This window comes from Dietzia sp. ANT_WB102 (genome assembly GCF_008369165.1).
Lineage (GTDB): Bacteria > Actinomycetota > Actinomycetes > Mycobacteriales > Mycobacteriaceae > Dietzia.
Genome location: NZ_VOBA01000001.1, coordinates 2,150,300 through 2,174,465 on the forward strand (window position 1 = coordinate 2,150,300; position 24,166 = coordinate 2,174,465).

General features: G+C 69.2%; 23 protein-coding genes. 20 read left to right on the top strand and 3 right to left on the bottom strand.

The genetic code is table 11. From position 1 onward, the window contains the following. Positions 1 to 29: 29 nt before the first annotated feature. From rsmD to FQ137_RS09920, 10 genes are all read left to right on the top strand, one after another. Positions 30 to 617, top strand: a complete 588-nt coding sequence (rsmD, locus tag FQ137_RS09875; RefSeq protein ID WP_149292227.1) for a 16S rRNA (guanine(966)-N(2))-methyltransferase RsmD — start codon at positions 30 to 32, stop codon at positions 615 to 617. Beyond that, positions 614 to 1,087: a pantetheine-phosphate adenylyltransferase gene (gene coaD, locus FQ137_RS09880; RefSeq protein ID WP_149292228.1), complete on the top strand. Its 474-nt coding sequence runs from the start codon at positions 614 to 616 to the stop codon at positions 1,085 to 1,087. The genes rsmD and coaD overlap by 4 nt, the downstream gene beginning before the upstream one ends. Before the next feature lie 131 nt (positions 1,088 to 1,218). Then, a complete protein-coding gene (locus tag FQ137_RS09885; RefSeq protein ID WP_149292229.1) occupies positions 1,219 to 2,010 on the top strand; it encodes a DivIVA domain-containing protein in 792 nt (263 codons plus the stop codon). A 23-nt stretch (positions 2,011 to 2,033) separates the two neighbouring features. After that, positions 2,034 to 2,624, top strand: a complete 591-nt coding sequence (locus FQ137_RS09890) for a DUF177 domain-containing protein (RefSeq protein ID WP_149292230.1) — start codon at positions 2,034 to 2,036, stop codon at positions 2,622 to 2,624. After that, positions 2,621 to 3,319 carry a ribonuclease III gene (gene rnc / locus FQ137_RS09895; RefSeq protein WP_255583942.1) on the top strand — a complete coding sequence of 233 codons (699 nt, stop codon included), beginning with the start codon at positions 2,621 to 2,623 and terminating at the stop codon, positions 3,317 to 3,319. The genes FQ137_RS09890 and rnc overlap by 4 nt, the downstream gene beginning before the upstream one ends. A gap of 1 nt (position 3,320) precedes the next feature. After that, entirely contained in the window at positions 3,321 to 4,247 is a 927-nt protein-coding gene (gene mutM, locus FQ137_RS09900; RefSeq protein WP_149292232.1) for a bifunctional DNA-formamidopyrimidine glycosylase/DNA-(apurinic or apyrimidinic site) lyase, read from the top strand. A gap of 4 nt (positions 4,248 to 4,251) precedes the next feature. Further along, the gene (locus FQ137_RS09905) at positions 4,252 to 4,749 is read left to right on the top strand and encodes an OsmC family protein (RefSeq protein ID WP_149292233.1); all 498 of its coding nucleotides are present in this window, start codon (positions 4,252 to 4,254) and stop codon (positions 4,747 to 4,749) included. Continuing rightward, complete coding sequence (locus FQ137_RS09910; RefSeq protein WP_149292234.1) at positions 4,746 to 5,036, top strand: acylphosphatase; 291 nt, start codon at positions 4,746 to 4,748, stop codon at positions 5,034 to 5,036. Before FQ137_RS09905 ends, FQ137_RS09910 begins: the two co-directional genes overlap by 4 nt. Positions 5,037 to 5,052: 16 nt before the next feature. Then, the gene (smc, locus tag FQ137_RS09915) at positions 5,053 to 8,619 is read left to right on the top strand and encodes a chromosome segregation protein SMC (protein WP_149292235.1); all 3,567 of its coding nucleotides are present in this window, start codon (positions 5,053 to 5,055) and stop codon (positions 8,617 to 8,619) included. A 117-nt stretch (positions 8,620 to 8,736) separates the two neighbouring features. Continuing rightward, complete coding sequence (locus FQ137_RS09920) at positions 8,737 to 10,170, top strand: L-lactate permease (RefSeq protein ID WP_149292236.1); 1,434 nt, start codon at positions 8,737 to 8,739, stop codon at positions 10,168 to 10,170. A gap of 75 nt (positions 10,171 to 10,245) precedes the next feature. Here FQ137_RS09920 and FQ137_RS09925 read toward each other — a convergent pair whose 3' ends face one another. The 3 genes from FQ137_RS09925 to FQ137_RS09935 are packed head-to-tail and all read right to left on the bottom strand — an operon-like array spanning position 10,246 to position 13,704. After that, complete coding sequence (locus FQ137_RS09925; RefSeq protein WP_149292237.1) at positions 10,246 to 10,989, bottom strand: succinate dehydrogenase/fumarate reductase iron-sulfur subunit; 744 nt, start codon at positions 10,987 to 10,989, stop codon at positions 10,246 to 10,248. A gap of 10 nt (positions 10,990 to 10,999) precedes the next feature. Continuing rightward, on the bottom strand, positions 11,000 to 12,964 hold the full coding sequence (locus tag FQ137_RS09930; RefSeq protein WP_223146515.1) for a fumarate reductase/succinate dehydrogenase flavoprotein subunit: 1,965 nt from the start codon (positions 12,962 to 12,964) through the stop codon (positions 11,000 to 11,002). An 8-nt stretch (positions 12,965 to 12,972) separates the two neighbouring features. Then, the gene (locus FQ137_RS09935; RefSeq protein ID WP_370452350.1) at positions 12,973 to 13,704 is read right to left on the bottom strand and encodes a succinate dehydrogenase cytochrome b subunit; all 732 of its coding nucleotides are present in this window, start codon (positions 13,702 to 13,704) and stop codon (positions 12,973 to 12,975) included. Between the two features lie 97 nt (positions 13,705 to 13,801). Here FQ137_RS09935 and ftsY point away from each other — a divergent pair, with 97 nt between their 5' ends. The 10 genes from ftsY (at position 13,802) to rplS (ending at position 24,155) form a co-directional block, all read left to right on the top strand. Next, complete coding sequence (gene ftsY / locus FQ137_RS09940) at positions 13,802 to 15,217, top strand: signal recognition particle-docking protein FtsY (RefSeq protein WP_149292239.1); 1,416 nt, start codon at positions 13,802 to 13,804, stop codon at positions 15,215 to 15,217. 159 nt (positions 15,218 to 15,376) lie between these two features. After that, positions 15,377 to 16,744 carry an ammonium transporter gene (locus FQ137_RS09945; protein WP_255583943.1) on the top strand — a complete coding sequence of 456 codons (1,368 nt, stop codon included), beginning with the start codon at positions 15,377 to 15,379 and terminating at the stop codon, positions 16,742 to 16,744. A gap of 28 nt (positions 16,745 to 16,772) precedes the next feature. Next, positions 16,773 to 17,111 carry a P-II family nitrogen regulator gene (locus FQ137_RS09950; protein WP_149292240.1) on the top strand — a complete coding sequence of 113 codons (339 nt, stop codon included), beginning with the start codon at positions 16,773 to 16,775 and terminating at the stop codon, positions 17,109 to 17,111. A 186-nt stretch (positions 17,112 to 17,297) separates the two neighbouring features. Beyond that, complete coding sequence (locus FQ137_RS09955; protein WP_188064884.1) at positions 17,298 to 19,676, top strand: [protein-PII] uridylyltransferase; 2,379 nt, start codon at positions 17,298 to 17,300, stop codon at positions 19,674 to 19,676. A 66-nt stretch (positions 19,677 to 19,742) separates the two neighbouring features. Continuing rightward, complete coding sequence (gene ffh, locus FQ137_RS09960) at positions 19,743 to 21,332, top strand: signal recognition particle protein (protein ID WP_149292242.1); 1,590 nt, start codon at positions 19,743 to 19,745, stop codon at positions 21,330 to 21,332. 193 nt (positions 21,333 to 21,525) lie between these two features. Continuing rightward, positions 21,526 to 22,020, top strand: coding sequence for a 30S ribosomal protein S16 (gene rpsP, locus FQ137_RS09965; RefSeq protein ID WP_149292243.1), 495 nt, complete (start codon positions 21,526 to 21,528; stop codon positions 22,018 to 22,020). Positions 22,021 to 22,025: 5 nt separating this feature from the next. Beyond that, positions 22,026 to 22,268: an RNA-binding protein gene (locus tag FQ137_RS09970; RefSeq protein WP_149292244.1), complete on the top strand. Its 243-nt coding sequence runs from the start codon at positions 22,026 to 22,028 to the stop codon at positions 22,266 to 22,268. A 40-nt stretch (positions 22,269 to 22,308) separates the two neighbouring features. After that, positions 22,309 to 22,842 carry a ribosome maturation factor RimM gene (rimM, locus tag FQ137_RS09975; RefSeq protein ID WP_149292245.1) on the top strand — a complete coding sequence of 178 codons (534 nt, stop codon included), beginning with the start codon at positions 22,309 to 22,311 and terminating at the stop codon, positions 22,840 to 22,842. Positions 22,843 to 22,877: 35 nt separating this feature from the next. Beyond that, the gene (gene trmD / locus FQ137_RS09980; protein ID WP_149292772.1) at positions 22,878 to 23,651 is read left to right on the top strand and encodes a tRNA (guanosine(37)-N1)-methyltransferase TrmD; all 774 of its coding nucleotides are present in this window, start codon (positions 22,878 to 22,880) and stop codon (positions 23,649 to 23,651) included. Between the two features lie 162 nt (positions 23,652 to 23,813). Then, entirely contained in the window at positions 23,814 to 24,155 is a 342-nt protein-coding gene (gene rplS / locus FQ137_RS09985; protein ID WP_149292246.1) for a 50S ribosomal protein L19, read from the top strand. The last annotated feature ends 11 nt before the right edge of the window (positions 24,156 to 24,166 follow it).

Genomic DNA, 24,166 nt, shown 5'->3' on the forward strand with positions numbered 1-24,166 from the left:
CTGCTGCGTTACCGATTACCGGGGGAGACATGACCCGCATCATTTCCGGCCGCCTGCGCGGGCTGTCGTTGACCGTGCCGCCGACCGGCACCAGGCCCACCACGGACCGCGTCCGCGAGGCGCTGTTCAGCGCAATCGGTAGCCGGGTGGACCTGGACGGCGCCGCCGTTCTCGACCTGTTCGCAGGCTCCGGTGCCCTCGGACTCGAGGCCGTCTCCAGAGGAGCCGACGTGGCGTGGTTCGTGGAGGAGAACCACCGGGCGGTGGCGTGCCTGAAGAAGAACACAGCGGGGGCGTCGTCCTCGTCGTCTTCCCTCCGCGTCACGGTGAAACGGGCGCCACTTCCCGCTGCGGTCCGGGGACCATGCCCCGTCGAGGGCGGCTTCCACCTCGTCCTGGCCGACCCCCCGTACGAGCGGTCCGCGGAACTGGACGAGCCGGTACTGAGCGCACTATTCGCTGGTGGCTGGCTGGCGAAGGACGCGCTGGTGGTGTGGGAGCGATCGAAGAGGTACCCGGCGGTGCGATGGCCGAACGGCTACGAGGTGGAGTTCGAACGCAACTACGGCGAGACCACGGTCGAGATGGCTCGACGGGTTGATACGGTCGCACCATGACGACCGTCGTGTGCCCAGGTTCCTTCGACCCGGTGACCCTCGGGCACCTCGACATCATCCGGCGTGCGGCCGAATTGTTCGACGACGTGATCGTGTGCGTGGTCGCCAACCCCAACAAGCAGGGCACTTTCTCGATTGACGAGCGCAAGGCGCTGATCGACGAGGTCAGCGCGGACATTCCCGGGGTGCGGGTGGACAGCTTTTACGGTCTGCTCGTCGACTACTGCCGAGAGCAGGGTGCCACCGCCGTGATCAAGGGGCTGCGTGACTCCACTGACTACGACTACGAATTGCCGATGGCCCACATGAACCGGTCTATCGCGGGCATCGACACAGTGTTCCTGCCCACCAGGGCCGACCTGGCGTTCGTCTCCTCCTCGCTGTGCCGCGAGGTCACCCGGCTCGGAGGCGACGTCTCGCACCTGCTGCCGGACCCGGTCGCCATCGCACTGAGAGAACGCCTGGGCTGAGCCCACGGAGTCGGGGCGGGCGGGGCTCCCCGCGTCGGACCTGCCGGACACACCGCCCACGCACCGGCTCGACGCTGTGTGTTGCGGGCACACTGGTGGGATAAGTGTGACGATCCGGTGAAGGGACGAGCGTGTACCGAGTGTTCCAGGCCCTCGATGAGCTGAACGCGATGATCGAGGACGCCCGCAGTCTGCCCATGACCGCGAACTGTGTGGTTCCCCGGCACGAGTCCCTTTTGTTGCTCGACGACATCCGCGACTCGTTCCCGGGCGAACTCGACGACGCCCAGGACGTGTTGGACCAGCGCGACCGGGTGCTCGCGGAGGCCGACGCGACTGCCCGCGAGACGGTCACCGCCGCCGACGCCGAGGCCGACCGGGCCCTGCGCGAGGCGCGTGAGGACGCGGACGCGATGCTCGCCGACGCCAAGTCCCGAGCTGACCGCATGGTCGCCGAGGCCACCGCACACGCCGATGGACTGGTGGGGGATGCCCGCGCCGAGGCAGCGGAACTGCTCGACCGCTCGCGACGGGACGCCGAGTCCACCACGACCCGCGCCCGAGCGGAGGCCGACCGCCTGGTCGAACAGGCGAACATCCTTTACGACCGGACGATCACCGAGGCCCGCCAAGAGCAGCAGCGAATGCTGTCTGAGTCCGAGGTCGTCCGCATCGCCGACGAGGAGGCGGCGCGGGTCCGCGACGCGGCTCACGCCGAGAGTGAACGCCGGCGCGAGGAATGCGACGCCTACATTGACGAGAAGATGGCCCGGTTCGAGGAGTTCCTCGGCACCACGCTTCGGACGGTGAGCAGGGGGCGCGAGGAGATGCACGGGGTCGCCCCGACCGGACGGCGGGATACCACCGGTCGACGAGGGGGGCGCCAGGACGAGCGTTACGGTGACGGTTACGAGGACTACTGACATCGGCGGGTAGTCTGCTGGGCGTGTCCACCACCTCCCGTACCCCCCGCCACGGCCGTCCCGCCGCTGATTCGCTCGTCCTCGACACCCGCGTCCTCGGCCGCGCGCCCGGCTCGATGGTGCCGGTGCAGCGCGGCGCCGTGTTGCCTTCGGCTATCGGCGTGGAACTCATCCGGATCCCCGCGGGCACAGAAGTCGAGCTCGACCTCACGCTCACGTTCGTCGAAGAGGGCGTGCTGGTCACCGGGTCGGTGAGCGGCCGGGCCGAGGTCGAATGCGCGCGTTGCTTGGGCGAGTTCTCCACCAGGGTTGGGGTGGAGTTGACCGAGATGTACGCAGCACCCGGGACCGCTGCGGCGGAGGCCGCTGCACAGGACGAGGTGCGTGTGTTGGACGGGGACCTGCTCGACCTCGAGCCGGCGCTCATCGACGCGTTCGGCCTGGAGTTCCCCATGTCGCCGACCTGCACTGGCTACGGCCACGACGAGTGCATCAACCCCGACACCCCCGCACCGGACGGCGTCTCCGGCGATGAGGAGGGCCGGATCGACCCCCGATGGGCCGGATTGGCGGAGAAGTTCGGCACGACCGGGGCCAGCGAGGGGCAGGCGTGACGGAGGAGCCGTCTCCGCTGGACTCGGTTCTGGGCGTCGTCCTGCCCACCGAGCTCGCCACCCAGGCGCTAACCCATCGCTCGTACGCGTATGAGCACGGCGGCCTGCCCCATAACGAGAGGTTGGAGTTCCTCGGGGACGCCGTGCTCGAGTTGGTGGTGACGGAGTACCTCTACGGGGCATACCCGGACCGCCCGGAGGGCGACCTTGCCAAGATCCGCGCGAGCCTGGTCAACACTTATGTCCTGGCGGACATCGCCCGCGAGCTCGGCCCCGGCGGACTGGGCGCACACCTCCAGCTCGGCCGCGGTGAGGAGCTGACGGGCGGCCGCGACAAGCACTCCATCCTCGCCGACACCCTCGAGGCGGTGTTCGGTGCCGTGTACCTGACGCACGGGCTTGAGACTGCGCGTCGACTGATCGAACGCATCATCGGCGACCGCCTGCAGGTGGTACCGCAACTCGGGGCAGCCCTGGACTGGAAGACCAGCCTTCAGGAGAAATGTGCATCCCTGAGCAGGCCCAAGGCGCGCTACGAGATCTCCTCGACCGGGCCGGATCACGACAAGCTGTTCTCTGCCGTGGTGTTCGTGGGCAACGCGGCGCTGGGTGAGGGGACCGGCCGTACCAAGAAGGAGGCGGAGCAGAAAGCCGCCGAGCAAGCGTGGGCCGCCTTGGACGGGATCCCCGGCTGACGTGCCCGAGTTACCCGAGGTCGAGGTCGTGCGCCGAGGGCTGGCCGACCACGTCGTGGGGCGCGTGATCTCGACGGTCGAGGTCACCGGTTCCAGGACAGCACGTCGGCAGCCGGGCGGCGCGCCGGAGATCGTCGCGCGCTTGACCGGCCGCACCGTCAGCGGGGCTCGCAGACGCGGCAAGTACTTGTGGCTCACCCTTGACTCCGACCACGAAGTGGGCGCGGACTGCCTGCTCGTACACCTGGGTATGAGCGGGCAGATGTTGGTCACCGATGGTGGCGCCCCGCCAGTGCGACATATGCATGCGCGGGCGGAACTGGACGACGGCAAGGAACTCCGGTTCGTCGACCAGAGGACCTTCGGGGGGTGGACGGTCGTGCCGCTGGCAGAGGCACTCGACGGTACCGGTGAGCTCCTGCCCGCGCCGGCCGCCCACATCGCGGCGGACCCGTTCGAGCACGGTTTCGACGCCCTCGCCACCGCCCGGACGATCCGGCGCCGGGACACCGAGATCAAGCGGTTACTTCTCGACCAGACAGTCGTGTCGGGGATCGGCAACATCTACGCCGACGAGGCCCTGTGGCGCTCGGGACTCCACGGCCGCCGGAGGTCCGGCGCGGTCACGCTCCGGGCCGTCACCGGGGTCCTCGAGAACGCCCACGAGGTGATGGCCGACGCGCTGGAGGCTGGCGGTACCTCATTCGATGCGTTGTATGTCAACGTCAATGGGGCGTCAGGGTATTTCGACCGGTCATTGGATGTGTATGGGCGCGCCGGTCTACCGTGCACCCGATGCGGATCGCCCGTGGTACGGGAGAACTTTATGAATCGTGGCTCACATTTCTGCCCGGTCTGCCAGCCCGCGCCCCGCCGGTCCCGCGCGCCACGGCGCGGCCGGACCCCGGGCGGACCGGCCGTACGATGACCGCATGACCGACACGACGCCCACCACCACCTCGCTCACGCCGGCGCAGCAGGCTGCGCACCCCGACCCCGATCTCCGCGTCGAGCGGACCGGTACGCGTCGCTACGTGGGGTTGTCCTCGCGGGGGGCCCGCGTCGAGATCGGTTCGGCCGGAGTCGATGGCGTATTCACCCCGGGTGAGCTGCTCAAGATCGCGCTGGGAGCATGCACGGCCATGGCGTCGGATTTCACGATCTCCCGCAGACTCGGCGACGACTACGCCGCTACTGTTCGCGTCTCCGGGGACGCTGACCGTGAGGACGAGCGGTACCCGCGACTGGAAGAGACCTATGAGCTCGACCTGTCCGCCCTCGACCCCAAGATGGCCGATCGGGTGATCGACATGATCCGCCGCTCGGTTGACGCCGCCTGCACGGTCGGACGGACCCTGACCGCAGGCACCGAGATCGAGCTGCGGTTCGACACCAGCGCCGGTGCCGACGCCGGGGGCAATGCGGGATGAGCTCACCGGAGCTAGGCCAGACCCGGTTGATCGCCTGGGTTCACGGCCACGTCCAGGGCGTGGGGTTCCGCTGGTGGACCCGTAGTCGTGCGCTCGAACTCGGTCTGAGCGGGTACGCGGCCAACAGGCCGGACGGGCGTGTCCATGTGGTGGCAGAGGGACCTGAGGGCGCGTGCCGGGAACTGTTAGGACTCCTTCGCGACGGCGATACCCCCGGCCGAGTAGACCTCGTCGTCGACACCTGGGAGCCAGCCCGGGGCGGACTCCCAGGATTCGTCGAACGCTGACCTAGGATCGATAACCGTGTATCTCAAGTCGCTGACGCTCAAGGGCTTCAAGTCCTTCGCGGCGCCGACGACCCTGAGATTCGAGCCCGGCATCTGCTGCGTGGTGGGCCCCAACGGGTCCGGCAAGTCGAACGTCGTCGACGCCCTGACCTGGGTGATGGGGGAGCACAGCGCCAAATCACTCCGGGGCGGGAAGATGCAGGACGTCATCTTCGCGGGCACCGCGGGGAAGCAGCCCCTCGGACGCGCCGAGGTCACCCTCACACTGGATAACTCTGACGGTGTCCTGCCGATCGACTACGCCGAGGTGTCGATCACCCGGCGGATGTTCCGCGACGGGGCCGCTGAGTACGAGATCAACGGCGACCGCGCCCGACTCATGGACGTCCAGGAACTGCTGTCGGACTCTGGCATCGGACGCGAGATGCACGTGATCGTCGGCCAAGGCAAGCTCGCCGAAATCCTCGAATCCAAGCCGGAGGAGCGTAGGGCGTTCATCGAGGAGGCTGCGGGCATCCTCAAGCACCGACGCCGCAAGGAAAAAGCACAGCGCAAGCTCGCCGGGATGCAGGGCAATCTGGACCGGCTAGGCGACCTGACCACCGAGCTGCGGCGTCAGCTCAAGCCGCTGGGCCGGCAGGCAGAGGTCGCCCGACGTGCGCAGACCATCCAGGCAGACCTGCGGGACGCCACCTTTCGACTGGCGGCAGACGACCTGGTGACCCGTCGGCGCGAACTCGCCGACGCCGAGAGCGTCCGCTCCCGACTCGCGGACCAGGTTGCCGAGGCCGTCGACCGCAGGGACGAGCTGGCGCGCGCTGTGGCCGACACACAGGCCGAGCTCGACCGGCTCACCCCGGACGCCGACGCCGCTCAACAGCGGTGGTTCGCCCTGTCGACGCTGGCCGAACGGTCCCGTGCCACCGCCCGGATCGCCTCCGACCGCGCTCGCTCACTCGCTGCCGAGGTCGCCGTCCATCACGGCACCGATCCGGACGAGCTCGATCGCCAGGCCGAGCGGGCTGCGCAACACGAACAAGAACTCGTCTCTCAGGTCGACGGCGCCGCCGACCGGGCACGCCGGGCGACGGCGGAGCTCCAGCAGGCCGAGTCAGCGCTCGCCGAGCTTGAGGCCGAGCATCTCAAGGCCGTCCGGGCTATCGCGGATCGCCGGGAGGGTGTGGCCAGGCTCGCCGGCAAGGTCGAGACCCTCGCCGCGAGGGTGGAGTCGACCCAGACCGAGATCGCGCGGCTGGACGCCGAGGCGGTGACCGCACGCGCTGCCGTGGCAGACGCCGAGGCCGAGTTCGACGCCGTGCACGCGCGAATCGGGGCCCATGAGGAGAGTGAGCGGACGCTCGACGAACACCTCGCCAGGGCCGAGCGCGCTCACTCGGCGGCCCGGACCCGGCTAGCGGAACTGCAGGGAATTGAGCGTGATGCCGACCAACGGATCGCGCGTCTTGCAGCCCGGATCGAGACTCTGGAGCAGAACAAGGGCGCGGGCGATGGTGCCGAGTGGATCCTGCGACACCTAAAGCCGGAGGCCGTCGCCGGCACGGTCGGCGAGATGCTCGGCGTGCAGGACGGCTGGGAACGCGCCGTGGGCGTGGCCCTGGGCCCGGCCGTCGACGCGGTGGTCGTGGACACCTCCGTGGACCGACAACAGATCCTGGCGGCGCTGCGTGAGGCCGACGCGGGCCGTGCAGGACTCGTGGGCGCCGGGGAACCCGGCGCGGAGTATCGGCTGGAAGTAGACTTGGTCGGAGGCGCCCGATGGGCGTTGGACGTGGTAGATGTCCCCGACGATCTCGTGGCGGCGGTGACCGCATTGTTGGTCGACGTGGTGGTCGTTGACGACTTGATCACCGCCCATGCTCAGGTCGAGGCGGACCGCCGGGTGCGCGCGGTGACCCGGGACGGAGAGCTGGCCGGGGCAGGGTGGACCGTGGGCGGGTCCGCGTCGGGGCGCACCGGGTTGGAGATCCAATCGGCGATCGACGCCGCAGTGTCCGACCGCGACGCGGTGCGGACCGAGATCGAGACCACCCGCGCCGAGCTCGCCGGCGCCGAAGCCGAAGATATCGAGCGGGCGGACCGGTTCTCCGAGACGCTCGCCGCCATCAGCGAGTCTGACGCGGCGATAGAGGAGATCTACGCCGAGCTCGCTCGTATCGGGCAGCGTCGCCGCCGTGCGGAGGCCGATGTGCGGCGTCTGGAGCAGGCCCGCAGGATCGCCGTGGACAAGCTCGACGCGGCGCGCGCCGAGCACGCTGAGCTCACCGACCGGCTCGCCAGGGCCGGGGAGGACGACGACGAGATCCACCAGCCCGAGGACGACGGGCGCAGCGCCGCACAGGCGGCTGTGGCCTCGGCCCGGGCCGCGGAGCTCGAGGCCAGGCTCGCGCACCGATCCGCCGAGGAGCGAGCCGTCGGCGTTCGCGGAAAGTCGGCGTCCCTCCGGCGGGCCGCGCAGGCGGAGAGGGAGTCTCGGGCCCGGGCGGCTAGGGCGGCTGCAGAACGTCGCCGTGGGGCGGAAGTCGCAGGCGTGGTCGACGAGCTCAGTGGACGTCTGCTCGCGCGGCTCGACGAGCTCATCGCTGCCGCCGGGGCGGAACGGGATCGGCTCTCGGCCGCCCGTGCCGAAGCCACCGCCGGCGTCGCCGCGCTACGTACGGGCCTCGCTGCTGCGGAAACCGACGTCACCAGACTGGGCGACGCCGCCCACCGCGACGAAATCGTCCGTGCTCAGCTCGAGGTCAAGGTGTCAGAGCTCGAGTCGGCCGTGCTGGATCGCCACGGGATAGAACCGGAGGCCCTCGTCGACGAGTACGGCCCCGAAATCGACCTGCCGCCGTCGGCGTTGGAGATGCAGGAGTACGAAGCCGCGCGCGAACGCGGTGAGGAGGTGACCCCTCCGCCGCCAATGCCGTTCGTGCGGGCCGAACAGGAGCGGCGCCTCAAGCGGGCGGAGAAGGACCTGGCCACCCTGGGCAAGGTCAACCCGTTGGCATTGGAGGAGTTCGCGGCCTTGGAGGAGCGCTACGCCTTCCTGTCGACCCAGCTCGACGACGTCAAGAAGGCGCGCGCCGATCTGGAGGGGGTCATCGACGACGTCGACGAACGCATCGAGCAGATATTCACTGAAGCATGGGTCGACGTCGAGCGCGAGTTCCGCACCGTGTTCTCGGTGCTCTTCCCCGGCGGGGAGGGCCGGCTGATCCTCACCGAGCCCGAGGACATGCTCACCACCGGTATCGAGGTGGAGGCACGACCGCCCGGGAAGAAGGTCAAGCGACTGTCACTGCTTTCCGGTGGCGAGAAGTCGCTGACCGCGGTGGCGATGCTGGTGGCTATTTTCAAGGCCCGCCCCAGCCCGTTTTACGTGATGGACGAGGTTGAGGCGGCCCTGGACGACACCAACCTGCGCCGACTCATCGGACTGTTCGAGCAGCTGCGTGAGACCAGCCAGCTCATTGTGATCACCCACCAGAAGCCGACGATGGACGTGGCCGACGTGCTCTATGGCATATCGATGCAGGGCGACGGCATTTCCAAGGTCATCTCGCAGCGCATGCGATGATGACTCGCCGTCTGCGGAATGGCACGAGGGGGTCATGACTCAGTCAGAACTGTTCGTGGACACGAGCCTTGCCCGCGCTGCGCGCGTGCTGTGCCTGGACGACCACACTGAGGCGAGATGACGCCGGGGCTGGTGGGTTTCCTGGTCGCCCTCGCCCCCATCGTCGTCGTTCTGGCACTGCTCGCGTTTCGGGTGCCGTCGCTATGGGCCGGTGTCCTGGGCTTGCTCGTCGCGCTAATCGGCTCCGTTTCCGAGTTCCCGCTCGACGGTCCACACATCGCGGCCGCGGCATCAGGGATGGCTCCGACCGTCGTGGAGATCGCGGTAATCCTCCTCGGTGGGGTCGGACTCGCCGAGACGATGAGCCGAAGCGGTGCACAGGACCGGATCGCCGCGTGGCTCGAGAGCGCTGAGCGAGGTGCTGATCGCACCGCGCCCCTGTTCCTGCTGGTGTTCGGACTGACGCCGTTCATGGAATCGGTCACCGGGTTCGGCCTCGGGGTGGTCATCACCGCCCCGCTGCTGATCCGGTTCGGACTCCCCCCAGTCAAGGCCGTCGTCTCGGGGTTGCTCGGCCTGGTGCTGGTGCCGTGGGGCTCCCTCGCCCCGGGCACTCTCGTCGCCGCGGAGCTCGGAGGTCAGGATTTCGGCGGGCTCGGTGTGTGGTCGGCGCTGCTGAGTCTGCCCGTGCTGGTGGTCAGCATGACGGCGGTGGTGGGTCTCAACATCGGGCGACCGGACCTCGGGCAGGCCGCATTGGCCGTCGCGGTAGTCCTGACCCAGTGGGGCGCGCTGCTCGCCGCGAATCTCCTCGTCGGGACGCCACTGGCCGGAGTCCTGGCCGCGGGCGTCGTCATCGCCGGTCTGCTCGGGATCAGACGCCTAGGCAGCGGCCCGCTGCCGCGTGTGACCCGACCACTTCTCCTGGCCGGGGTTCCTTACTTCGTTATCGTCGGCGGCATCCTCTCCGCGACCGCCCTATCGGCGGCCACGGATGCTCGGAGCGAGCTCCGCTGGACCGCCAGTCCTGCACTCTGGTTGTGCATCGCGGTGGCCGCCGCCGTTGCGACCGCGGGCCTGCCCGCCTCCGAACGGTGGGGCCTCGTGTGGCGCGGGGTGAGGAGATGGTTGCCGATTGCAGGGAATGCGATCGTGTTCGTCATTCTCGGCGTCGTCATGGCGTCGACGGGCATGGCCGGCCATCTGGCTACCACGGCCCAGCTGTCCGGTGCCGGCTTCATCGCCGCGATCCCCGCGGTGGGAGCGCTCGGCGGGTACCTCACAGGCACGAACATGGGCGCGGCAGCGATGCTCTCCGCCGCGACCACGACCGCGGCCACCGGCCTGGGCGCGGATCCGATGATCGCCCTCGCCGGGCAGAACGTCGCCGGGTCGTTCGCCATCATCGCCTCACCACCGAGAATCGCATTGGCCGTCGGCGTCGCGCTCGCTCCGGGTGAGCGACTGCCGCGTCAGTCGACGGCGCCCCTGCTCGGGGCCGTCGCCGCCGCGGCAGTCCTGCTCGGCGTGGTGGTTCTTGCCCTCGCCTGAGCGAACACGCAGTGGCTCGGGCGAAGGACATCCTCCGGACGCGACCTCGGGAGGCCGCGGCGTCACCGCGGTCGGTCAGGAGCGACGGAACACCGCGCGTAGCCGTTCCCTGTTGACCGCACCGATCGCGCGCAGCGGGATTCCCGCCGGACACACCCGCGAGCACTCCCCGGCCAGGGAGCAGGGGCCGAACTCCTCGTCGGCGGCGCGAACCATCTCACGGGCCCTGGGGGCTCGTTCGAGTGCCGAGACAGGCATGAGGGCGAGGTGTCCGAGCTTCGCTCCGACATAGAGGTTCGCCGAGCCGTTGGGGCACGCCGCGACACACGCCCCGCAGCCGATGCAGGCGGCGAGGTCCAAGGCGGCCTCGGCCGTGTCGTGGTCCTGGAGGGTCGAGTCCGCGTCCGGCGCCGTCCCGGTGGCGATCGACACGTGGGCACCCGCCCCGGCCACATCGTCGAGGGCCGACCGGTCCACCACCAGATCCCGAATGACCGGGAAGGCCGCCGCTCGCAGCGGCTCGATCCGTACCGTGTCACCGTCGGCGAAGGACTCGAGCCGCTGATGGCACGACGGGGTGTTCTCCGCGGGGCCGTGTGGGCGACCGTTGACAGTGACACCGCAGGCCCCGCAGATCCCCTCGCGGCAGTCGGAGTCGAACGCCACCGGCTCCACGCCCTCGTCGACCAGCCCGGCGTTGAGTACGTCGAGCAACTCCAGGACACTCATTCCCGGTCGCGCGTCGGGGACCTCGAACTCTTCGTAGCGGCCGGCCTCGTCGGGCCCGGCCTGTCGCCAGACGCGCAAATTCAGTCTCACGGTGTCCGCCTCATCGGTAGTCCCTCGTCGTGGGGGAAACCGCCGAGAACTCCAGCGGCTCGGCGTGTCGGGTAAAGGACCTCGGACCGCCACGATCGTCCCCCTCCGAGGCCCAGGCCGAGGTGAATCGCCAGCGATTGTCGTCCCGCAGGGCTTCGCCTCCGGAGGTCTGGTGCTCGTCTCGGAAGTGAGCACCGCACGATTCATCGCGGTCCAGTGCGTCGACGCACATCAGTTCGGCCAACTCCAGGAAGTCGGCCACCCGGCCGGCGAGTTCCAGGACCTGGTTGAGATGGCTGCCGGAGCCGGTGACGCGCAGGTCGGTCCAGAAGCGGGCCCGCAGGTCCCGAACGCGGTCGATGGCTCGGGACAGCCCCTCTGCCGTGCGCGTGACCCCGCAGCCCGTGTAGAGGATCTCGCCGAGCTCCCGGTGGAAGTGCTCCGGGCCGGTGGAGCCGCCCACGGCAAGCAGGTTCCGCACACGCTCGCGGGCGCGGGATACGGCGGTCATGACCACCTCGTCGTCGTCGTCCGGCAGCTCGTCCCCGAGCCGCGTGGCCAGGTGCGCCGGCACCGAGTAGGGCAGCGTGAACCAGCCGTCGACGCTTGCACTGAGCAGAGAGTTGGCCCCGAGTCGGTTGGCGCCGTGGTAACCCGCGCCGCACTCGCCGCCGACGAACAGCCCGGGGACGGAGGTCTGCAGGTCGTAGTCGCTCCACAGTCCGCCCATCGTGAAGTGGCACGTCGGGGCGATGCGCATCGGCACGGTGTACGGGTCCTCACCGGTGGCGTGCGAGTACATCTCCAACAGGTTGCCGTATCGCTCGGTGATCTTCCCGCGACCGTCGCGGGCGAGGGCATCACGCAAGTCGAGGTACACCGAGTTGCGTCGCGGGCCCACCCCGCGTCCGGCTCGGATCTCGGCGGTGATCGCGCGCGAGGCCACGTCCCGGGGTACGAGGTTGCCGAAAGCGGGGTAGCGGCGCTCGAGGAAGAAGTCCCGGTCAGAATCGGGGATATTCCCCGGGTCCCGGTCGTCGCCGTCGCGGCGCGGCACCCAGACGCGGCCGTCGTTGCGCAGCGACTCGCTCATGAGGATCGTTTTGGCCTGCCAGTGGTTGTCCTTGGGCAGGGCGGTCGGGTGGAACTGCACGAACGACGGTGAGGCGAACAGCGCGCCCCGCTGGTGTGCGCGCCACACCGCGGAGGCGTTGGAGTGGACAGCGAGCGTGGAATCGTGGAAGACGGTCCCGTACCCCCCTGTCGCGAGGACGACCGCGTGCGCGGTCACGGCCCGAATGGAGCCCGATACCAGGTCACGTACCACCACCCCGTGGCACCCCGAGTCGTCGACGACGAGGTCGAGCATCTCATGACGCGTGTGCAGTGCCACGGTGCCCGCGCGGACCTGCCGCTGCAGAGCCTGGACACCCGCAATCTGGAGCTGTTGGCCGGTCTGCCCGCGGGAGTAGTAGGTGCGCGAGACCTGGACCCCGCCGAAGGACCGAGTGGACAGCACCCCGCCGTACTCCCGGGCGAACGGGGTCCCGATGGCGGAGAAGTGGTCTATCACCCGCACCGACTCCTCACCCAGGCGGAACGCCTCGGCTTCCCGCCCTCGGAAGTCCCCACCCGAGACCGTGTCCGCGACGAACCTGGCGACCGAGTCGCCGTCCACTCGCCGGCCGCGGGCGGCGTTGATCCCGCCCTGGGCGGCGACGGAGTGCGCGCGGCGGGCCGCATCGTGGTACGTGAACGCCGTGACGCGGTAGCCGAGCTCCCCGAGCGCAGCCGCCGCACCCGCCCCGGCCAGGCCGGTGCCGACGACCACCACGTGGAAGTGGCGACGGTTGGCCGGCGCCACGAGCCGGTACGAATCGCGCTGCCGCGCCCATGCGGTGGCGGGGTCGCCCTCTGGGATGCCCGGGGACAGGATGTCTCCCGGCTGCGCGCCGGGGACGAGTACCGGGGGCAACGAGAAGCTCACGACAGCCAACCGACCTGGACCGCCACGGGTATGGCGGCATTGCCGAGTAGGACGGCCACGGCGGCGATCCCGCCCACGGACGTGATCGCAGCACGGCCCCTGACACCGGTCACCCCCAGATCACCGGCCGCCGTGCGGATCCCGTGGGCGATGTGCAGGGCTAAAAACAACATGGTGACGACGTAGAACGCGGCCACCCAGGGACGGGAGAAACTGGCCACCAGGTTGGCGTACGCAGACCCGTGTTCGAACGTATGCGGGGCGGCAGGGGCGGTGCCTGTGGTCATGTCGAGGACGTGGAACACCACGAACAGCAGCAACACGACACCGGTGAGGAGCATAGAACGCGCGCCGAAAGACTCAATCGTCAGTCCCGTACGCCGCCGGTGCTGGCCAGCGGCCGCGCGCGACCGACGCACCAGCAACACTGAGCACCAGACGTGCGCGACGAGGCTCACGACCAGCACAATGCGCAATGCCCAGAGGACGCCCCCGGGTGGGACGAGCGGGTACAGCAGCGTGCGCAGCCAGGTGGCGTAGCCGTCGAATCCCGACGCGCCTCCGAACACCTTGAGGTTTCCGATCATGTGCGCGACGACGAAGGCGCTGAAGAATATCCCAGTCACCGCCATGACGGTCTTGGCGAGCCACGTGGGCAGCGCCGGCGGGCGGCGGAGGGGGCGACGACGTCCGGACGGTAGCCCTGACGGGACGGCGACCTCGACCACTGGAGCTCCTCCCGAGACGGTGACACTAGCCAGTCTAGGTCCGCCACAGCCCCCGGGAGCGAGATGCCGCCAAGTGGAGTCGGCCATACTGGTCAGCGTGACTACCACCACCTGGATCATCATCGCCGTCGCCGCGGTGCTGCTGCTCGCCATCATCGCGCTCGTCGTGGGGCTGCAACTGCGCAAGAACAGGCAGATCTCCCTCACCAGGGCAGAGGAGCGCAAGGAGCTCACCCGCGACGAGCGCTCCGGCAACTACCAGGCCGGGACCGGATTCTCGTTCGCCCAGGCCGGAAGTGCCGCTACGGCCGCTCCGCCCAAGGAGCCGGTGCGGCGTGAGCAGGCGCCCGCGCCCGAGGTGGAGCTTGCCCCGGAAGCCCGGCCCACGCCACAGGCGACCCCGGAGACCCCGCTCCTCGCGCCCGAACCGGATGTCGAGCCGGGCCCGAGCGAGGCAAGTGAGGTCGTCGAGACCGTCCCTGTCGACCCCGTCGTGGTGCCGGCCGAGGTCCCCGACGAGGAGATCCCTGCACCCACCTCGGATGTCATCACGGGCACTCCCGAGCCGGTCGCACCGGTGGAACGGATCGACCCGTCCGCCGGGCGGCTCGACCGTCTCCGCGGCCGCCTCGCACGCTCGCAGAGCACTGTGGGACAGGGCCTCCTGGGGCTCCTCGGCGCAGGCGACCTCGATGAGGACGCCTGGGAGGAGATCGAGGACACGCTGATCATGGCCGACCTCGGTTCGGCCACGACCGAGTTGGTGGTCGATCGCTTGCGGGAGGAGATCGCCACCCGCCAGGTCCGCACCGAGGCCGAGGTTCGCGACCTGCTGCGGCAGACACTCATCGACAATCTCCACCCCGAGCTCGATCGATCGCTACGTGCGTTGCCGAATGACGGGACGCCGGCCGTCCTCCTCGTCGTCGGCGTCAACGGCACCGGGAAGACCACCACCACCGGCAAGCTCGCCCGAGTCCTCGTCGCCGACGGTCGCGATGTCCTCCTCGGGGCCGCGGACACGTTCCGCGCCGCCGCTGCAGACCAGCTCCAGACATGGGCCGAGCGGGTGGGCGCCGAGGTCGTCCGCGGCAAGGAGGGGGCCGACCCTGCCTCCGTGGCCTTCGACGCGGTCACCCGGGGGGTCGAGACCGGCGTGGACGCCGTGCTCGTCGACACCGCTGGTCGCCTGCACACCAAGACGGGGCTCATGGATGAGCTCGGCAAGGTCAAGCGGGTGGTGGAGAAGAAAACGCTCGTCGACGAGGTCTTACTGGTGATCGACGCGACCACCGGACAGAACGGACTCATGCAGGCGCGCGTGTTCAAGGAGGTCGTCGACATCACCGGCGTCGTCCTGACCAAGCTCGACGGCACTGCCAAGGGCGGCATCGTCTTCCAGGTCCAGCACGAACTCGGAGTACCGGTCAAGCTCGTCGGCCTGGGGGAGGGTGCGGACGATCTCGCACCGTTCACCCCCGAGGCATTCGTCGACGCACTGCTCGGTACCTAGGCCCCCTGCGGGCTGGACACACGACCGGAACCGGGGCCGTCCGCACGTAACCACCCCGAAACACGGCAGGACATCCGGCGAAACACTGCACCGGAAACCTCTAGTCACGACGGGGAGCGAATAGCCGCTCTCCAGGTTCGAGACGAGGAGGACCGCACCGTGATAGGTGACAGTGTCGCGTTGCTCGCACGAGAGGCGACGCCGGAGTTCGATTCGGGAGACACGGCCTGGATGCTCATGTCGGCATCCCTGGTCCTGCTCATGACGCCGGCAGTCGCGCTGTTCTACGGCGGCATGTCCCGGCGGAAGTCCGTGCTCAACATGATGATGATGTCGTTCGGCGCGATGGGCGTCGTCGGCGTGATCTACCTGCTGTGGGGATGGTCGATGTCCTACGGCGGCGAGTCGGTGCTGGGGATTTTCGCCAATCCCTTCGAGATGTTCGGCCTGTCCGGCGTGATCGGCGACGCGGATAAATGGGTCGTCTCGGGGTCCGGCGCGTACCCCCAGGTGGTCGACGTCGCGTTCCAGGTGACGTTCGCGATCATTACCGTCGCGCTCATCTCGGGTGCGATAGCCGAGCGTGTCCGCTTCGGCACCTGGCTTGCCTTTGTCGGTGTCTGGGTGACCCTGGCGTACTTCCCGCTCGCCCACATGGTGTGGGGCGGGGGACTGCTCTCGCACTCCGACAGCGGACTGGCGGCGATGATCTTCGGGACGATCGACGACGGCGGGGGCGGGCTCACCGCAGCAGTGGCTCCCGTCGATTTTGCTGGCGGTACCGTCGTCCACATCAATGCCGGTATGGCCGCGCTCGTCCTGGTTTTGCTCATCGGCAAGCGCCTCGAGTTCGGCCGCACCGCCTACCGCCCGCACAATCTACCCATGGTCATGCTCGGCGCCGCCCTGCTGTGGTTCGGCTGGTTCGGGTTCAACGCCGGCTCCGCATTCGGCGCCAACGGCGTGGCCGGCCTGGCCTGGGTCAACACCACGGCTGCCACCGCCGCCGCGATGCTCGGCTGGCTGCTGGCCGAACGCCTTCGCGACGGACACGCCACCAGCCTCGGCGCCGCGTCGGGTGTGGTCGCGGGCCTCGTCGCGATCACCCCGGCCGCCGGTTCGGTCCACCCGCTCGGCGCGGTCGCCCTCGGTGCGATCGCGGGCATGCTCTCCGCATTCGCCGTGGGGCTCAAGCACCGCTTCGGCTATGACGACGCTCTCGACGTAGTGGGCGTGCACCTGGTGGCCGGAGTGTGGGGCACCATCGCGATCGGCCTGTTCGCGACCGGCACCTTCGGCACCAATGCGGGCGTGTTTTACTCCGCGGACGGCTGGCGACTGCTGGTGGTCCAGATCGTGATCACGGTGGCTGCCCTCCTGTTCACCGCCGTCATGACCGTGATCGCCTGGGCGATCTGCCGCCCGCTCGGCTGGAGGATCGACAGGGCCGACGAGCAGGCCGGGATCGACGGTGCCCAGCACGCCGAGAGCGCGTACGAGGCCTCCACCAACGCGCTCATCCGCTGAGTCGACCACTTTGAAAGGATCCCACCACATGAAGCTCGTCACCGCGATCGTCAAACCGTTCACGATCGACGACATCAAGGCAGCACTGGGACAGGCGGACATCCACGGCCTGACCATTAGCGAGGTCCAGGGCTACGGTCGGCAGAAGGGCCACACCGAGGTCTACCGCGGCGCCGAGTACGCAGTGGACTTCGTCCCCAAGATCAAGGTGGAGGTGGTCGTCGACGACGAGACCACCGGCACCGCCGTCCAGCTAATCGTCGACGCTGCCCGCACCGGCAAGATCGGCGACGGCAAGGTCTGGGTGACCCCCGTCGAGAGCATTGTGCGCGTGCGCACGGGCGAGGAGGGAACGGCCGCCATCTGACGCCCTTTGACCACCCGGCGCGCGGTCGCCCCGACCTGGGGCGGCCGCGCGCCGCCGTGTGCGCGCCACCGCTCCCGTTTCCGACGACGCCGTGCGCACCCGTTCACAGAAGTGAAACCTGCTCGCCCCGACGCGGTGACACGGAACCGACAGTCTGGAACGCGACGGATGAGGGATGGGAGTGCCATGGCGATCACGGCGGACGGTGAGCGCGCCACGGCGCTGAGGGAGGGACGCGAGCGGATCCTCTCCGCCCCGCGAGAGAGCCTGCCGGCCGCATCGCTGCGCGACGCCCTGTGTGAGCTCTACGAGATGGAGCTCGGGCGGCTCGCCGAGGAGGCCGGGATCGGACCCGGGTCGGGATTCGCCCTGATCGCGTTCGGCGGACTGGGTCGGCGGGAGGTACTACCCCATTCCGACCTAGATCTCGCCCTGGTCCACGAGCGACGCCCTGAGCGCGACGTGGGGGAGTTGGCCGACGCACTGTGGTACCCGCTGTGGGATTCCGGGGTCGGCCTCGACCACAGCGTCCGCACGGTCGACCAGTGCCTGGCCGTGGCCGCGGCCGACGTCTCGGTCGGGCTGAGCCTGCTGGACGCGCGGGTGATCGCGGGAGATGCGGACCTCGGAGCGCTGGTCGTGGACGGCGCCCGCCGACAGTGGCGGGACCAGATCGCCTCTCGTTTCGTCGAACTGGTCGAGGCGGCGGCCGCCCGACGACACCGGGCCGGGGTGATCGCGCACCGCAGCGAGCCGGACCTGAAGAACGGGGCGGGTGGCCTGCGTGACGCTCAACTCGTCGCAGCACTCGGCCTGGCCCACCTCAGCGACGGCCGGCCCGTAGTCCCCGGGCGGATGGCACGCGCCCACCGGTTGGTGCTGGACGCCCGGACGGAACTCCACCGGGTGAGCGGACGCCCGCGGGAGGTGCTCCACGCCGAGTACGGGGACGACGTCGGCGAGGCGCTCGGCCTGGGGGACCGGTTCGACCTCGCCCGGGCACTGAGTGACGCCTCCCGCACGATCGCGTTCACCGCGGATCAGGCGATCCGTGGATCGTGCGCGGCGCTGTCGTCCCGGGGACTGACCGGACTACTGCGGCGATCGCCGGTCCGGCGTCCCCTCGACGACGGGGTGGTGGAACACGCGGGGGAGGTGGCCCTCGCCCGCGCCGCCCGTGTCGCCGACGACCCGTGGCTGGCGCTGCGGGTCGCGGCGGCCGCGGCCCGGTTCGAACTGCCGATCGCCAGCTCGACCCTCGGCGTGCTCGCCGAACGCGGCGTCGTGCCCACCGGGAGGTGGCCCGCGGAGGCTCTGTCCGACCTCCTGGTGCTCCTGGGCTCGGGTGAGGCTCAGATCCCCGTTCACGAGGCCCTGGACCGGTGCGGACTGTGGGAACGGACTCTGCCGGAGTGGTCCGGGGTGCGGGATCTGCCCGCGCGGGACCGGGCACACATCTACACCGTGGACCGGCACCTCGTGCAGACGGCCGTCGAGGCCTCCCGGCTCACCACCTCGGTGGCCCGCGCGGATCTCCTGCTGCTCTCGGCGCTCCTGCACGACATCGGCAAGAGCCGGGGCGGTGACCACAGTGAGAAGGGTGCGGAGATGGTCCGGCCGATCTGCACGCGGATGGGCCTCGGGGACCTCGACACCGAGACGCTGACCCGCATCGTCAGGCACCACCTGCTGCTCCCGTCGACCGCAGCGAGGCGCGACCCGGCCGACCCCGCGACCGCCCAGGACGTCCTGGACGCGCTGGACGGCGACGCCGTCGCCCTCGATGTCCTGGCCGCACTCACCGAGGCGGACTCGCTCGCGACCGGACCGACGTTCTGGACGAACGGCCGTGCTGGGGCCCACGCAGCGCTGGTGGCGGCGTGCCGACGGGCGCTCGGACCCCGGCCCGCGGCCGTCCAGGCCCCGACGGTCAACGGCTCGCGCCGTCACGGACCGCCGGACGTCGTCGTCGATCTCCGGGCGACCGGGACGGGGACGACCCACGAGGTCAGCCTCGCCGTCCCCGGCGGGGGGGGGCGGTCGCTGGCCGTGACCGCGGACGTGCTCGTCGCGCATCGGCTGGAGATCGTGGACGCCGAGATCGACCTGCGTTCCCCGGGGGGTATCCGGGCGCGGATGACGGTCTCGACCCGCTTCGGTGATCCGGTGGACCCTCGCGTGCTGAGACAGGACCTACGCCGCTCGATCGACTCCGGGCTGCCCTCGCCGCTTCGCGCCGCACTGTCCCGGGGGCCGACTCTCCCGATCGGGCCCCCGCAGGCAAGGTCGTCGGTCCTGATCTCTCACCGAACCGACGCCGAAGGTGTTCTGATGGAGGTGCGCTCCGAAGATCGCCCAGGCCTGTTCGCCAGGGTCGTGACCGCGATCATCGACGCCGGGGCCAGGATCGACTGGGTGGTGGTGCGGACCAGGGGTGCCGCGGTGGAGGACGTCTTCGCCCTCTCCGGTCCCGGGGCCGTGCTGAGTACGGCCGGTGAGGTGGAGGCGCTGTTGCCGCGACGCGATCCCACGACGCCCGTCAGCGCCCGTGCCGATACCCTGTGATCAGTCGTCGCCGACGACGCCGGGAACCATGCGCGCTCCCGGGCCGCGAACCAGGGAGCTGTTGCAGTGTTCGAATCCTTGTCCGACCGCCTCACAGGTGCGCTCAAGGACCTGCGCGGAAAGGGTCGCCTCAGCGAGGCCGACATCGACGCGACGGCCCGCGAAATCCGTCTGGCACTGCTAGAGGCCGACGTTGCCCTGCCGGTAGTGCGGGCGTTCATCTCCCGGGTCAAGGAGCGCGCCAAGGGTGCGGAGGTCTCTGAGGCCCTCAACCCCGCGCAGCAGGTCGTCAAAATCGTCGACGCCGAACTCACGGGCATCCTCGGCGGCGAGGCTCGGCGGATCGAGTTCGCCAAGCAACCCCCCACCGTAATCATGCTGGCTGGCCTGCAGGGCGCAGGAAAGACCACCCTGGCGGGGAAATTGGCGTACTGGCTCAAGGGTCAGGGGCACACTCCGCTCCTGGTGGCCTGTGACCTTCAACGCCCGGGAGCCGTTGATCAGCTGAGGATTGTCGGCGAGCGCGCAGGTGTGCCCACCTTCGCCCCTCACCCGGGGACCTCTGTCGGAGGCGACGGGGTGGAGATCGGTGTCCAGGAGCCGGTGTCTGTGGCGCAGCGCGGGCTGGCGCACGCCCGCGCCAAGATGCACGACGTCGTGATCGTCGACACCGCCGGCCGTCTCGGCATCGACGAGGAGATGATGGCCCAAGCCCGGGGCATCCGGGATGCAGTCCAGCCGCACGAGACCTTTTTCGTCCTGGACGCGATGATCGGCCAGGACGCGGTCGTTACCGCCGAGGCCTTCCGCGAGGGGGTCGGCTTCACCGGCGTTGTCCTCACCAAACTCGACGGCGACGCCCGCGGTGGCGCTGCGCTCAGCGTGCGCGAACTGACCGGAACCCCGATCATGTTCGCGTCCGACGGCGAGAAGCTTGAGGACTTCGACGTCTTCCACCCCGACCGAATGGCCAGCCGGATCCTCGGTATGGGCGACGTGCTCTCGCTCATCGAGCAGGCGGAGACGGTCTTCGATGCGCAGGAGGCGGAGAAGACTGCTGCGAAGATCGGCTCCGGTGAGCTCACACTCGAGGACTTCCTCGACCAGATGCTGATGATTCGCAAGATGGGGCCGATCGGGAACCTGCTCGGCATGCTGCCCGGCGGTAAGGAAATGAAGGCCGCAGTCGGAGACATCGACGAGAAGTACCTCGACCGGATCCAGGCGATCATCCGTGGGATGACACCCGAGGAGCGAACAGACCCGAAAATCATCAACGGGTCGCGCCGTCAGCGCATCGCGAACGGTTCGGGCGTCACGGTCACCGACGTCAACCAGTTGGTCGACCGGTTCTTCGAGGCTCGAAAGATGATGAGCCGCATGGCGGGCCAGATGGGGATGCCCGGGGCGGGCCGCAAGAATCAGCGCAAGGGTAAGAAGGGCAAGGGGAAAGGCAAGGGACGCGGCCCCACTCCGCCGAAGCAGCGGGGGATGATGCCCGGCGGCATGCCGGGCATGCCGCCCGGAATGCCAGGGATGCCCGGCATGCCGCCCGGGGGGATGCCTGATCTGTCCCAGATGCCGCCCGGGCTCGACCAGCTGCCACCGGGGCTGGACGGGATCGACCTCAACAACCTCAAATTCCCCAAGCGCTGACCCGGAGGCCGATGCGTCGATTGGTGTGTGCCGTCTCGGGCTGGCTAGACTGGTCCGCTGGACGCCGTCAACGGTGGACCCCTCGTGGGTTCGTGCCGAACGGCGGTCACCCGGAAGGCGAAACCGGGCCCCGCGACGAGCGCGGGCGCTGCTGAATCGCCACGTGACCCGCAACAGGAAGTGAGACGCGCTCATGGCCGTCAAAATCAAGCTCACCCGACTCGGCAAGATCCGTAACGCGCAGTACCGCGTCATCGTCGCCGACGCCCGCACCCGCCGCGACGGGCGTGCCATCGAAACCATCGGCCTCTACCGTCCCAAGGAGGAGCCGAGCTTCATCCAGATCGACTCCGATCGCGCCCAGTACTGGCTCGGGGTAGGCGCACAGCCGACCGAGGCCGTCGAGCAGCTGTTGAAGATCACCGGCGACTGGCAGAAGTACAAGGGGATCGCGGGCGCCGAGGGCACCCTGAAGACCGCCGAGCCCAAGCCCTCCAAGCTGGACCTGTTCAACAAGGCTCTCGAGGACGCTCAGGGCGAGCCGTCCGCCGAGGCCATCACCGCCAAGCGCAAGGCCGAGAAGGCCAAGAAGGACGAGGCCAAGAAGGCCGAGCAGGAGGCCGCCAAGGCCGCCGAGTCCGCCGAGGGCGAGCCCGCGTCGGCTGACGCCGAGTCCGCCGAGGCCTGAGACAGATGAACGACATGGTTGTCGACGCCGTCGACCACCTCGTCCGCGGTATCGTGTCGGATCCCGACGCGGTCGCCGTCCGGTCGAGTGGTGGTCGGCGCGGCAGCGTGATCCGTGTGGCCGTCGCGCCCGAGGATCTCGGCCGTGTCATCGGACGGGGCGGCCGTACCGCCTCCGCGATCCGGACCATCGTTTCCGCCGTCGGCGGCGAGGGTATCCGGGTCGATGTGGTCGATACCGACCGCTGACCAGCTCGTAACTGCCGGATATCGGAGGACTCGAACTACCATGGAGCTCGTCGTGGGACGCGTCGTCAAATCGCACGGCGTCCGCGGGGAACTCGTGGTGGAGGTCCGGACCGATTCGCCGGACGAGCGGTTCGCCGTCGGGTCGCAACTCGTCGGAAGAGTTGGTCGGGGCGATCAGGCCACCGATCGCGACGTCACCATCGAGGCCGCCCGGCAGCACTCCGGGCGGCTTCTGGTGCGCTTGGCCGGCATCGCCGACCGAGATGCCGCCGACGCACTCCGCGGCATGCTCCTGCTCGTGCACTCCGAGGCTCTTCCTGATCCGGAAGACCCAGACGAGTACCACGACCACCAACTGGTGGGACTCCGCGTGCTCGACACCTCCGGCGCTGTGCTCGGTGAGGTGACCGAGATCGTGCACACGCCGGCCAGCGAACTCCTGGCCATCAGTCTGACCGACGGAATCGACGCCCTGGTCCCCTTCGTGTCCGAGATGGTCCCCGAGGTGGATCTCGCTGGCGGGACGTGCGTCATCGACCCACCGGAGGGGCTGCTCGACCTGGGGACGTCGTGACAGTGAGTGACGGCGATGGTGTTGATGGCCCGCTTTTGCAACTCGACATAGTCACGGTTTTTCCCGACTATCTCGCCCCGCTTCGGCTCGCGCTGGTAGGACGTGCTGCCGACCGAGGCATCATCGACGTCAGCGTCCACGACCTGAGGGACTGGACGCACGATGTCCACAAGTCGGTCGACGACACCCCGTTTGGTGGTGGCCCGGGGATGGTCATGCGGCCGACGGTGTGGGGCGAGGCGCTGGACGAACTGGTGCCCTTGCCGGAGACTGTCGCCGAGGAAGAGGCAGCCCGCCCGCTGCTGATCGTCCCGACCCCTGCCGGGAGACCGTTCACCCAGGCTGACGCCCACCGCTTCGCCCGTCGACGCCATCTGCTGTTCGCCTGTGGCCGCTACGAGGGGATCGATCAGCGCGTCGTCGACGAGGCGTCCGTGAGGATGGATGTCGAGGAGGTGAGCATCGGCGACTATGTCCTGATCGGGGGCGAAGTGGCTGTGCTCGTGATCGCCGAGGCTGTCATTCGCCTGCTGCCGGGGGTCCTGGGAAACCGGCGGAGCCACGAGGAGGACTCCTTCTCCGACGGGTTGCTCGAAGGGCCCAGCTACACCCGACCCGAGCTGTGGCGCGACCGAGCCGTTCCCGAGATCCTCACAAGCGGAGATCACGCGAGGATCGCGAGATGGCGCCGCGACGAATCGTTGAGGCGCACCGCCGAGCGCCGCCCCGACCTCCTGCGCTCGGTGGAGCTCGACGCCGCCGACCTGGCGGTTCTCTCGGACCTCGGATGGTCTCTGCCGCCCGCCTGATTTGGGTGCGCCTCGACGGGGATGGCACACTAGCGAGGTTGACCTTTCGGGCGCCTCGTGTGCCCGCGGACGGTCGCGCTGATCCGGGGCACGAACCGGTCGTCCCGCCTAGAGGCGGGCGCCAGGGTCCTCTGTCCTCATTCCTGACATGCAAGGAACACAATGAACACTCTCGACTTCATCGACAACAAGTCCCTCCGGGGCGACATCCCGGAGTTCCGCGCCGGCGACACGCTTGACGTGCACGTCAAGGTCATCGAGGGCTCGAAGGAGCGCATCCAGGTCTTCAAGGGCGTCGTGATCCGTCGCCAGGGCGGCGGCGTCCGCGAGACCTTCACCGTCCGTAAGGTCTCGTTCGGGGTCGGCGTCGAGCGCACGTTCCCCGTGCATTCGCCCACCATCGACCGCATCGACGTTCTCGTCCGTGGTGACGTGCGCCGCGCCAAGCTCTACTACCTGCGTGAGCTTCGCGGCAAGGCCGCGAAGATCAAGGAGAAGCGCTGACCTCATAGAGC

Bases quoted from the DNA above. Each gene is read 5' to 3' on its own strand.
- FQ137_RS09955 (WP_188064884.1), top strand. From the start codon at position 17,298: ATGGCGATCACGGCGGACGGTGAGCGCGCCACGGCGCTGAGGGAGGGA.
- FQ137_RS09920 (WP_149292236.1), top strand. From the start codon at position 8,737: ATGACGCCGGGGCTGGTGGGTTTCCTGGTCGCCCTCGCCCCCATCGTC.
- rimM (WP_149292245.1), top strand. From the start codon at position 22,309: ATGGAGCTCGTCGTGGGACGCGTCGTCAAATCGCACGGCGTCCGCGGG.
- coaD (WP_149292228.1), top strand. From the start codon at position 614: ATGACGACCGTCGTGTGCCCAGGTTCCTTCGACCCGGTGACCCTCGGG.
- FQ137_RS09910 (WP_149292234.1), top strand. From the start codon at position 4,746: ATGAGCTCACCGGAGCTAGGCCAGACCCGGTTGATCGCCTGGGTTCAC.
- rsmD (WP_149292227.1), top strand. From the start codon at position 30: ATGACCCGCATCATTTCCGGCCGCCTGCGCGGGCTGTCGTTGACCGTG.
- FQ137_RS09950 (WP_149292240.1), top strand. From the start codon at position 16,773: ATGAAGCTCGTCACCGCGATCGTCAAACCGTTCACGATCGACGACATC.
- rplS (WP_149292246.1), top strand. From the start codon at position 23,814: ATGAACACTCTCGACTTCATCGACAACAAGTCCCTCCGGGGCGACATC.
- FQ137_RS09970 (WP_149292244.1), top strand. From the start codon at position 22,026: ATGAACGACATGGTTGTCGACGCCGTCGACCACCTCGTCCGCGGTATC.
- FQ137_RS09905 (WP_149292233.1), top strand. From the start codon at position 4,252: ATGACCGACACGACGCCCACCACCACCTCGCTCACGCCGGCGCAGCAG.
- rpsP (WP_149292243.1), top strand. From the start codon at position 21,526: ATGGCCGTCAAAATCAAGCTCACCCGACTCGGCAAGATCCGTAACGCG.